Genomic DNA, 12357 nt, shown 5'->3' on the forward strand with positions numbered 1-12357 from the left:
GGACCCGTGCAGGGGGCGTCGGCCGCATTCGAGGATGAGCGCATGGCAGCAACGGGCACGCACCGCAGGGCAGGCATGGCGTCGGCCAGCATCGCGTATGCGGTGAGCCTGCTGTCCCTGCTGCTGTCGCCGCCGCTGCTGGCGCAGAGCTACCCCAATCCACTCAACAACACCGCCACGGTGACCGCACCAACCGACGTGGCCGATCCCACGCCGGGCAACAACAGCGCCACCGACACCAATGCCCTGGCATTGCAGGCGCAGTTGAGCGTGACCAAGAGCCTGCTCAGTGCCACGCCGGTGGCTGCCGGCGGCGCGGTGCAGTACCGCATCCAGGTCAGCAACGCGGGGCCGTCGGTGGCCTCGGCGGTCGCGGTGGTCGACAGCGTGTCGCCGCTGCTTGCCAACGTGACCTGGACCTGCCAGCCCGGCACGGGCGCATCCGCGTGCGCGCAGGCCAGCGGCACCGGCAATGCGATCAACGTGCAGGTCAATGTCGCCGTCGGCGACAGCGTGGTGCTGCTGGTCAATGGCACCGCGCCCACCAGCACGCCGGCAACGGTGCCGGCCAACAGCGTGTCGCTGGTGCTGCCCACCGGCACCACCGACCCGACCCCGGGCGACAACAGCGCCACCACGCCGGCGGTACCGGTGCAGGCCAATGCACTGATCGCCAACAACGATACCCTCGCCACCGCGATCTCCTCGGCCACCGGCGGCAGCACGCCCACGGTGCTGGCCAATGACACCCTCAACGGTGCGCCGGTGAACGGTGCCGCCCTGATCATCGCGCTGCAGAACGCGCCGGCCGGGTTCACCATCAACAGCGCCGGCGTGATCACGGTGCCTGCCGGTGCCACCGCCGGCGCCACCACGCTGACCTACCAGATCTGCGAAAACGCCTCGCCGACCAACTGCGCCACGGCCACGGCCAGCCTCATCATCGGCCCGACGGCGGTGAACGACAGCTTCAACGCCACCGGTGGCGCGCCATCGTTCAGCGGCACCGTGGCCAGCAACGACAACGCCCCGGCCGCTGCCGTGTTCAGCGCCATCGGCACGCCGCCGGCCGGCCTCACCGTGAGCAGCAACGGTAGCTTCGTCTATGCGCCGGCCGGTGGCATCGTCAGCGCCAGCGCGTTTCAGTACCAGGTGTGCCTGCCGGCACCGGATGGCAGCGTGTGCGCCACCGCGACCGCCTCGATCGTGGTCAATGCCAATGCCCTGGTGGCCGCAGACGACACCTTCACCACGCCCTTGCCCGCCGGTGCGGGCGGGCTCACCCCGAGCGTGCTGGCCAATGACACCTTCAACGGTGGCGCGGTGCCGCAGGCACAGGTGACGATGAGCCTGGTGGGTGCGCCGACCGGGTTTGCCATCACCGGCAACGGCGCCATCCAGGTGCCGGCCACCGCGGCCGCCGGCCCGCTGGCGCTGACCTACCGCTTCTGCGAAAACGCGCTGCCGGCCAACTGTGCAACGGCCACCGCGAACCTGGTGGTGAGTCCCGACGCGGTCAACGACACGGTGACCACGCCCGGTGGCGGCCAACCGGCCACCGGCAGCCTGGCCGGCAACGACAACATCGCCAGCGGATCGGCCTACACGCTGGGCACCGCGCCCACCCGTGGCACCGCGGTGGTCAATCCCGATGGCACCTTCACCTACACGCCGACCAACGCCAACACCGGGCCGGACTCCTTCACCTACCAGGTGTGCCTGCCCGCGCCGAACGCGACCGTCTGCGATACCGCCACGGTCAGCGTGAACGTGCAGGCCAACCAGATCGCCGCGGTCAACGACGTGTTCGCCACGCCGCTGCAGCCAGGCACCACCACCACGATCAGCCTGCTCGGCAACGATACGCTCAACGGCGCGGCGGTCCTGCCCGCCGCGGTCACCGTGGCCCTTACCGGTGCCCCGGTCAACTACACCGTCAACGCGGCCGGGCAGATCTCGGTGCCGGCGGGTGCGGCGGCCGGCGCGGTGAGCTTCGGTTATCAGATCTGTGAACTGGCCGCGTCGAGCAACTGCGCCATCGCCAACGTGCAACTGGTGGTCGCGCCCGATGCGGTCGACGACACCTTTGCCGCCACGGCCGGCATCGCGCTGGCGGGCAGTGTCGCCGGCAACGACGACGTGCCGGTGGGCGCACAGTTCAGCCTGCTGGCGGTGGCCGCGCACGGCACGGTGGCGTTCAATGCCGATGGCAGCTTCAGCTACACCGCGCAGTCTGCCTATACCGGGCCGGACACCTTCCGCTACCAGGTGTGCCTGCCCGCACCGAATGCCGGTGTCTGCGATGCGGCCACTGCCACGATCAACGTCAGCCCGGGTGCGATCGTCGCGGGGAATGATGATTTCAGTGGCACGCCGTTGACCGGCGCGGGCGGCCTGACCGCCAGCGTGCTCGGCAACGACACTCTCAATGGCGTCGCGATCCAGCCGGCGCAGGCCACGCTGTCGCTGATCAACGCGCCGCCGGCCGGCTACACGCTCGAGCCGAACGGCCAGCTGCAGGTGCCTGCCGGCGCCCCGGCCGGCCCCATCAGCCTGACCTACCAGCTGTGTCAGGCCGGGACCAGCAACTGCGCCACGGCCAGCATCGCCGTGGTGATCGCCCCGGATGCAGTGGCCGATGCCTACGCCACGCAGGTGGCCACGCCGGTCAGCGGCAACGTGGCAGTGAACGACAACGTCGCCGTCGGCACCACGTATGCGGTGTCCGGCGTCACGCCTGCCGGGCTGCTGTTCAACGCCGATGGCAACTTCACCTACACCCCGCCGGCGCAGTACACCGGCACCACCACGTTCACCTACCAGGCCTGCCTGGCCGCGCCGTTGGCCACCGTGTGCGATACCGCCACGGTCACGCTCAACGTCAATGCCGGCACCCTGGTCGCCAACGACGATGATTTCCGCAGCGCGATCCTCAATCCCGCCACGGGCGGCACCACCAACAGCGTGCTCGGCAACGACACCATCAATGGCGCGATCCCGCCTGCGCCGGCCCAGGTGATCCTGAGCCTGATCGGTGCGCCGGCCGGCTACGTGATCAACGGCAACGGCACGCTGTCGATCCCGGGTGGTGCAGCGGCGGGCGCGGTGGGCTTCACCTACCAGCTGTGCGAAGCGGCATTGCCCGGCAACTGCGATACCGCAGCGGTGCAGCTGCTGCTGGCGCCGGTGGCGGTCAATGACACGGTCAGCACGGCCGTCGGCGTGGCCGTGAGCGGTAGCGTGGCCGCCAACGACAACGTGCCGGCCAATGCGGGCTTCAGCCTGAGTGGCGCCGCCCCGGCCGGGCTGGTGTTCACTCCGGATGGCAGCTTCACCTACACGCCGCCGGCAGGTTCGCAGGGGCCGGTGACGTTCGCGTACCAGGCGTGCCTGCCGGCACCGGACACCGCCGTCTGCGCCGGTGCCACGGTCACCGTCAACGTCAACGCCGGCACGCTGGTCGGCAACGATGACGACTTCCGCGGCACCCCGATCAATCCCGCCACCGGCGGCAGCACCGCGTCGGTGCTGGGCAACGACAGCCTCAACGGCACGGTGCCGCCGGCCTCGGCCGATGTGCTGCTGAGCCTGGTCGGTGCACCGGCGGGCTACACCCTGCTTGCCGATGGCACCCTGACCATCGGCAGTGGCGTGCCGGCCGGTGCGGTGACGCTCACCTACCAGTTGTGCGAAGCGGCGCTGCCCGGCAACTGCGATTCGGCCCAGGTCCAACTGCTGGTCGCTCCGCTGGCGACCGCCGATGTGTTCTCCACGCCGGCCGGGCAGTTGCTGGCCGGCAATGTCGGCAGCAACGACAACGCGCCGGCCGGCGCGGTGTTCACGCTGACCGCAGCGGCGCCGACCGGTCTGCAGTTCGGGCCCGATGGCAGCTTCCTCTACACCCCGCCGGTCGGGTTCACCGGCCCGGTCGCCTTCACCTACCAGGTCTGCCTGCCCGCACCGGACGGCGCCCAGTGCAGCACCGCCACCGCCACCCTCAACGTCAACGCCGGCACCCTGGTGGCGCTGGACGACGACTTCAGTGCCACGCCGCTTGCGCCCGGCGGCGGCAGTGCCACCAGCGTGCTGCTCAACGACAGTCTCAACGGCAGCACGCCGCCGGCTGCCGGCAGCGTGCTGCTCAGCCTGGTCGGTGCCCCGGCCGGCTACACGCTCGATGCCAACGGCCTGCTGCAGGTGCCTGCGGGTGCCGCCGGCGGCGCGACGGTGCTCACCTACCAGATCTGCGAAGCGGTACTGCCCAGCAACTGCGCCAGCGCGACCATCCGCCTGGTGGTGACTCCCTCGGCCAGCAATGATGCCTATTCAACGGCGGCAGGGCAGGCGCTCAACGGCAACGTGGGCGACAACGACAACGTGCCGGCGGGCGCGGTGTTCAGCGTCACCGGCAGCGTGCCGGCCGGGCTGTCGTTCACCCCGTCGGGCAGCTTCAGCTACGTGCCGCCGGTCGGCGTCGCCACGCCGGTGACCTTCACCTACCAGGTCTGCCTGCCCACGCCGAACGCGGCCCTGTGTGCCACCGCCAGCGCCAGCATCGCCATCAGCGTGGGCACGCTGGCCGCCAACAACGATGATTTCAGCACGACCCCGATCAACCCGGTCACCGGCGGCAGCACCACCTCGGTGCTGGCCAACGATGCGCTCAACGCGGCGACGCCGCCGGCCGTGGCCGATGTGCAGTTGACGCTGGTAGGGGCGCCGGCCGGGCTGGCGATCACCGACGAAGGCGCGGTGACGGTTGCGCCGGGCACCCCTGCGGGGGTGAAGAACCTGACCTACCAGCTGTGTGAAGCGGCGGCGCCGGGCAACTGCGCCATCGCCACGGTCCGCCTGGTGGTCGCGCCGTCCGCGCTGGACGATGCGCTGTCCACGCCGGCCGGGCAGGCACTGAGCGGCTCGGTGGCCAGCAACGACAACGCGCCGGCGGGGGCACAGTTCACGGTGCTCAATCTCCCGCCGGCCAACCTCGCGCTGGCGGCCGACGGTACCTTCAGCTACACGCCAGCGGCCGGCTTCACCGGGGCCATCACTTTCGATTATCGGGTCTGCCTGCCCGCCCCGGATGCGGCGGCATGCGCCACCGCGACCGCGACGATCAACGTCAACAGCGGCACCCTGGTCGCGGTCGACGACAGCTTCGCCACGCCGCTCGCGCCGGGTGCCGCGTCGCCGTCCGTGCTGGCCAACGACACCCTCAACGGCGCCACGCCACTGCCCGCCGAGGTGCAGCTGTCGCTGATCGGCGCACCGACCGGCATCGCGATCGCCGCTGATGGCACGGTCACCGTCGCGGCTGGCACGGCGGCCGGTGCCACCACGCTCACCTACCAGATCTGCGAAGCGGCCGCGTCGACCAACTGCGCCACCGCCAGCATCGCGCTGGTGGTCGCCCCGGCGCCGGCCGACGATGCCTTCACCGTGCAGGCCGGGCAGACGCTCAGCGGCAACGTGTCCGGCAACGACAACATGCCGATCGGTACGCTCTACACGCTGCAGGGCACGCCGCCGGCAGGCGTGACCTTCGCTGCCGACGGCAGCTTCACCTATGCGCCGCCGGCCGGCACCACCAGTCCGGCCAGCTTCGTCTACCAGGCCTGCCTGCCGGCGCCGAACAGCGCCGTGTGCGGCACCGCGACCGCGACGTTGAACATCAACAATGGCCTGCTGGTGCCCGCCGACGACAGCTTCGGTGCGATCGCACCCGGGGCCAGCACGCCCAGCGTGCTCGGCAACGACGCGCTCAACGGCGTCAACCCGCCCGCCGCCGCCAGCGTGTCGCTGTCGCTGGTCGGTGCACCGGCCGGCTTCACCCTCAATCCCGACGGCACGCTGACCGTCGCGGCCAACGCGCCGACGGGCGCCAACGCGCTGGTCTACCAGATCTGCGAAACCGCGGCCGCCAACAACTGCGCCATCGCCAACATCGCGCTGGTGGTGCGCCCGACGCCGGTCGACGATGCGATCACGGTCCAGTCCGGCCAGCCCAACAGCGGCAACGTATCGGGCAACGACGCCATGCCCGCCGGCTCCAGCTGGAGCGTGGCATCGCCGCCGCAGGGCCTGGTGTTCAACAGCAACGGCAGCTTCACCTACACGCCGCCGGCCGGCACCATCGGCCCGGTCACCTTCGCCTACCAGGCCTGCCTGCCGGCACCGGATGCCGCGGTGTGCGGCACGGCGACCGCGACCTTGACCATCAGCGTCAATGCGGTGGTGGCCAACGACGACACCTTCGCCGCCCCGGTCAGCGTCGGCGCGGACACGCCCAGCGTGCTGGCCAACGATTCGCTCAACGGGGTGACCCCGCCTGCGTCGGCCAGCGTGCAGCTGCTGCTGGTCGGTGCGCCGGCCGGCTACGTGATCAACAACGACGGTACCGTGCAGGTGCCGGCCGGAGTGACTGCCGGGGCCACGCTGCTGACCTACCAGGTGTGCGAGGCCGCCTCGCCGACCAACTGCGATACCGCCACGATCCGCTTCGTGGTCACGCCGATGCCGCAGAACGATGCGTTCGCGGTGCAGGCGGGCGGCACGATCGCCAGCGGCAGCGTTGCCAGCAACGACAGCATGCCGGCCGGGTCGAGCTGGGCGGTGCAGGGCACGCCGCCGAACGGGCTGGTGTTCAACACCGACGGCAGCTTCAGTTACACCCCGCCGGTGGGCACCGCCGGCGCGATCACCTTCACCTACCAGGCCTGCCTGCCCGCGCCCAATGCGGGGGTGTGCGGCCTGGCCACGGCCACCGTGAACGTCAACCTGGGCACGCTGGTCGCCGGCGATGACAGCTTCGTCGGCATCGCCCCGGGCGCAGCCACGCCCAGCGTGCTGGGCAACGATGCGCTCAACAGCGTGACCCCGCCCGCACCGGGCAGCGTGCAGTTGAGCCTGGTCGGTGCACCCACCGGTTACGGCATCGCCACCGACGGCACGATCAGCGTTCCGCTGACGGTCACCTCCGGCCCGGCCACGCTGACCTACCAGATCTGCGAAACCGCGGCGCCGTCCAACTGCGATACCGCCACGGTATCGCTGGTGATCGCGCCCGCACCGCAGGACGATGCGTATGCGGTGCAGGTCGGCGGCACCCTCAGCAACGGCACTGTCGGCGCCAACGACAGCCTGCCCACCGGGTCCACGTGGGCGGTGCAGGGCGCCGCGCCGGCCGGCCTGGCGTTCAACGCGGACGGCACGTTCACCTATACGCCGCCACTGGGCACCACCGGCCCGGTGACGTTCACCTACCAGGCCTGCCTGCCCGCGCCCAATGCCGCGCTGTGCAACACCGCCACGGTCACGCTCAACGTCAACACCGGTACGCTGGTGGCCGTTGACGACACCCTCAGCGGGATCGTCGCCGGCGGTACGTCCGGCACCAGCGTGCTGGCCAACGACACGCTCAACGCGGTCAGCCCGCCCGCACCGGGCGACGTGCAGCTGAGCCTGGTGGGCGCGCCGTCCGGCTTCACCATCAGCGCCGCCGGCACCATCAGCGTGGCCACCGGCGTGGTGTCGGGCAGCACCACGCTCACCTACCAGATCTGCGAGACGGCGGCGCCGAGCAACTGCGACACCGCCACCGTCACCGTGATCGTCACCCCGACGCCGCAGGACGACGCGTTCACCGTGCAGGCCGGGCAGACCCTGGCCAACAGCGTGGCCGGCAATGACAGCATGCCGGTCGGTGCGACGTTCGCCGTGCAGGGCCCGCTGCCGACCGGCCTGGTGTTCAATCCGGACGGGTCGTTCACCTATGCACCGGGCGTCGGCACGCCGAGCCCGGTCACCTTTACCTACCAGGCCTGCCTGCCGGCGCCGACGTCCCTGTGTGCCCCGGCCAACGTGACCCTCAACATCGCCAATGGCACCCTGCTTGCCGGCAACGACACCCTGAGTGGCGTGGCGCCGGGCACCACCTCGGCCGCCAGCGTGCTGGCCAACGACAGCCTCAACGGGGTCTCGCCGCCGGCACCGGCCAGCGTGGTGCTCAGCCTGGTCGGCGCGCCGGCCGGGTTTGCGATCACACCCAGCGGCACCCTCAGCGTGGCCACCGGCGTCAGTGCCGGGCCCACCACGCTGACCTACCAGGTCTGCGAAGCGGCGGCGCCGGGCAACTGTGCCACCGCCAGCGTCACCGTGATCGTCAGCCCGACCCCGCAGAACGACGCGTTCTCTGTGCAGGCCGGGCAGACGCTGAGCAACAGCGTGGCCAGCAACGACAGCATGCCGGCCGGCTCGACCTGGGCCGTGCAGGGCACGCCGCCGGCGGGGCTCACGTTCGCGACCGACGGCAGCTTCACCTACACCCCGCCGGTCGGCGCGGTGTCGCCGGTGGGCTTCACCTACCAGACCTGCCTGCCCGCCCCGAACAACAGCCTGTGCGCCACCGCGACGGTCACCTTGAACGTCAACAACGGCACGTTGAGCGCCGGCGATGACAGCCTGGTCGGCGTATTGCCCGGCGCGACCACGGCCACCAGCGTGCTCGCCAACGACAGCCTCAACGGCGTGTCGCCGCCGGCCGCCGGCGATGTGATCCTGAGCCTGGTCGGCGCACCGGGTGGCTTCACCCTCAATCCCGATGGCACCGTCAGCGTCGGCAGTGGGGTGACGTCCGGCCCGACCACGGTCACCTACCAGATCTGCGAAGCGGCCGCGCCGTCCAACTGCGATACCGCCAGCGTCACCGTGGTGGTGACCCCCGCACCGCAGAACGATGCCTTTGCCGTGCAGGCTGGGCAGACCCTGGCCAACAGCGTGGCCAGCAACGACAACACCCCGCCCGGCACGCTCTACACCCTGCAGGACAGTGCGCCGAGCGGGCTGCTGTTCAACCCCGATGGCAGCTTCAGCTACACCCCCGCCATCGGCGTGATCGGTCCGGTGAGCGTGGCCTACCAGGTCTGCCTGCCGGCCCCGAACGCCAGCCTGTGCGGCCGGGCGATCATCACCATCAACATCAACAACGGCCAGCTCGTCGCGGGCGACGACACCCTCACCGGGGTCGCACCCGGCACCACGTCCGGCGCCAGCGTGCTGGCCAACGACAGCCTCAACGGGGTCTCGCCGCCGGCCGCCGGCAACGTCGTGCTGAGCCTGGTTGGCGCGCCGGCCGGCTTCAGCATTGCAACCGATGGCAGGATCAGCGTGCCCACCGGCGTCACCTCCGGTGCGACCGCCATTACCTACCAGGTCTGCGAAGCCGCCGCGCCAACCAATTGCGATACCGCCAGCGTGACCGTGGTGATCAGCCCGGCACCGCAGAACGATGCCTTCTCGGTGCAGGTGGGGCAGACCCTGAGCAACAGCGTGGCCAGCAACGACACCATGCCGGTCGCGGCGGTCTACACCGTGCAGGGCACCGCGCCGGCCGGGCTTGCGCTGGCCAGCACCGGTGCGTTCACCTACACGCCGCCAGCGGGCACGCCCAGCCCGGTCGGCTTCACCTACCTGGCCTGCCTGCCCGCACCGTATGCGGGTACCTGCGGCACCGCCACGGTCACCATCAACATCAACACCGGCACGCTGGTGGCCGGCGACGACGTGCTCACCGATGTGCTGCCGGGCGCAGGCTCGTCCAGCAGCGTGCTGGCCAACGACCGTCTCAACGGGGTCAGCCCGCCGCCGCCCGGCGATGTGCTGCTGAGCCTGGTGGGCGCACCGGCAGGGATCACCGTCAACACCGATGGCACCATCAGCGTGGCCAGCGGCGTCGCCTCCGGCGCCACCTTGCTTACGTACCAGATCTGCGAAGCGGCCGCGTCCGCCAACTGCACCACCGCCAGCGTCACCCTGGTGATCACCCCGGCACCGCAGAACGATGCCGTCACCACGCCGGCCGGGCGCCCGACCACCGGCAACGTGTCGAGCAATGACAACGTACCGGTGGGCGCGCTGTATACGCTGACCAGCGGTGCCGTCGCCGGCCTGGTGTTCAACGCCGACGGCAGCTTCAGCTACACCCCGCCGTCGGGCACCACCGGGCCGGTCGGCTTCACCTACCAGGTGTGCCTGCCGGCGCCGTACAGCGCGCAGTGCGGCACGGCCAGCGTCACCCTCACCCTGGCCGGCTCGGCCAACGTGGTGCTGGCGGTCAACGATGACTTCACCAGCACGCCGGTGGACCCGGCCGTGGGCGGCACCATCGCCCGCTCCGTGCTCGACAACGACAGCTACAACAACGTCTCCCCGCCGCCGGTGGGCAGCGTGGTCGCCAGCCTGACCGGCAGCACCCCGGGCTACACGATGAACAACTTGGGCCAGATCATGGTCGCGGCCGGGGTGCAGCCGGGCCAGGTCCAGTTGGCGTACCAGCTCTGCGAGAACGGGGTGCCGACCAACTGCACCACCGCCATCGCCACCGTACGCGTGCAGGGCGCGGTCGGGGCGCTGCTGGCGGTGGACGACAGTGCAGGGCCGGTGGGCCCGGCCGGGCGCACGCGCCTGCTGAACGTCTTCGCCAACGATACGTTCAACACCGCACCGCTGGACCCGGCCCAGGTGAGCTTCGCCCCGGTGGCCACCAGCGCGCTGACCTTCAGTGCCGACGGCTGGGTGGACGTGGCCGCCGGTCTGGCGGCAGGCAGCTACAGCACCCCCTACACGATCTGCCTGGTCAGCCAGCCGACCGTCTGCGACACCGGCACCGTGACCGTGACCGTGATCGCCGGCGATCCCGGCGTGGATGCCACGGATGATCGCGTGGAGATCCCGCAGGACGGGGTGATCGAAATCGACGTCCTCGGCAACGACCGCGTCAACGGCACGCCGATCGATCCGGACACCGTCACCGTCACCATTGCAGCGCCACCGCCGTACGGCACCGCCACGGTGCTGCCGCGTGCGCGCATCCGTTTTGCCGCGCTGACCAACTTCTCGGGCGAGCAGCGCTTCGACTATGAGGTCTGCGACGTCGCGGACCCGGCGATGTGCGCGGGTGCCACGGTCACGGTGATGGTCGAGCCGAACGTGCTGACCCTGTCCGACGACGCCATCACTGCCCAGACCGCCGGGCCGCAGGTGATCGACGTGCTGGCCAATGACAGCGCCCGCAGCGCGCCGCTGGATCGGGCCTCGCTGCAGGTCGCGGTGGCACCCGCGCACGGCAGCGTGCAATGCAGCAACGGCCTGTGCACCTACACGCCGGCGGCCAACTTCGCCGGCACCGACAGCTTCCGCTACCGGGTCTGCGATGTGTCCATCCCGACCCCGATGTGCGCCGAGGCCAATGTCGCGGTCACCGTGGCCGGCCAGCAGGCCGTGCTGCGCCTGACCAAGGTGGCGGCCAAGCGCAGTGCGCAGATCGGCGACCTGGTGCGTTACACCGTCACCATCGACAACGTGGGTGAGGTCGATGCCAACGGCGCCACGCTGCTGGATACGCTGCCGCCGGGCTTCACCTTCGTGCGCGGTGGCTTCGCGGTGCAGGATGCGGACAACGATGCACGCACCAGCGGCGTGCAGCCGCTGCGCATCGACGGCATCGACGTGCCGGTCGGCGAGCGCGCCACGGTGGTGTACTACCTGCGCGTCGGCGCGGGCACGGGCACCGGCGTGCACACCAACCGCATCACCGCCATCGATGGCGAGAACCGCACCATCGGCAACGTCGCCTCGGCCGAGGTGGACGTGACCACCGATCCGCTGCTCGACGAGAGCCTGATCATCGGCAGCGTGTTCGATGACCGCAACGGCAATGGCATCCAGGATGACGGCGAACGCGGCATCCCGGGCGTGCGCGTGGCCGCGGTGGAAGGCCTGCTGATGGAGACAGACGCGTTCGGCCGCTATCACCTGGTGGGCATCCCCGGCGGGCAGGCACGCGGGCGCAATTTCATCCTCAAGGTGGACCCGGCCACGCTGCCTGCCGGCACCCGCTTCACCACGCCCAACCCGCTGGTACGGCGTATCACGCCCGGCTTGCCGGCGCGCTTCGACTTCGGCGTGCGCCTGCCCGAGGGCTCACTGGGTCCCGCCGCCCCGGGCCCGGCCCTGCCCATGCGAGCGGCCCGGATCGAACTGGGCGAGGCGCTGTTCGCGCCGGGCAGCGCCCGACTGGAGTCCGATCGCGGCCCGGTCCTGGACAAGGCTGCCCAGGCGCTGGTCGCGCGCGGTGGTGGCCGCCTGCTGCTCACCGCCAGCGCCGGCCAGGAGGCACTGGCGCGGCAGCGCGCGCAGGTCCTGCAGGCCGCGCTGCGCAGCCGGGTGCCGGCGGCGGTGGCCGCTGCCAGCCGCATCGAGATCGTGGCCGCCGACGGCAGCACCTTGCACCACCTGCAACTCGACGATCCACCCGCGCCGCTGCCTGGCACGGACCGCACCGGCAGGGAGGGGCGCTGA

At 70.9% G+C, this 12357-nt stretch carries 1 protein-coding gene; it reads left to right on the forward strand.

Features of this window, described 5'->3' with window-relative positions; translation table 11 throughout:
- The first annotated feature begins 75 nt into the window (after window positions 1–75).
- Window positions 76–12357 (forward strand): Ig-like domain-containing protein, encoded by a 12282-nt coding sequence (locus AC1DGC_RS16980; RefSeq protein WP_478048398.1) that lies wholly within the window; start codon window positions 76–78, stop codon window positions 12355–12357.

This window comes from Stenotrophomonas sp. 05N37 (assembly GCF_056397365.1).

What these genes read in the sequence shown, in the direction of transcription:
- AC1DGC_RS16980 (WP_478048398.1), top strand. Translation starts at nt 76, where the DNA reads ATGGCGTCGGCCAGCATCGCGTATGCGGTGAGCCTGCTGTCCCTGCTG.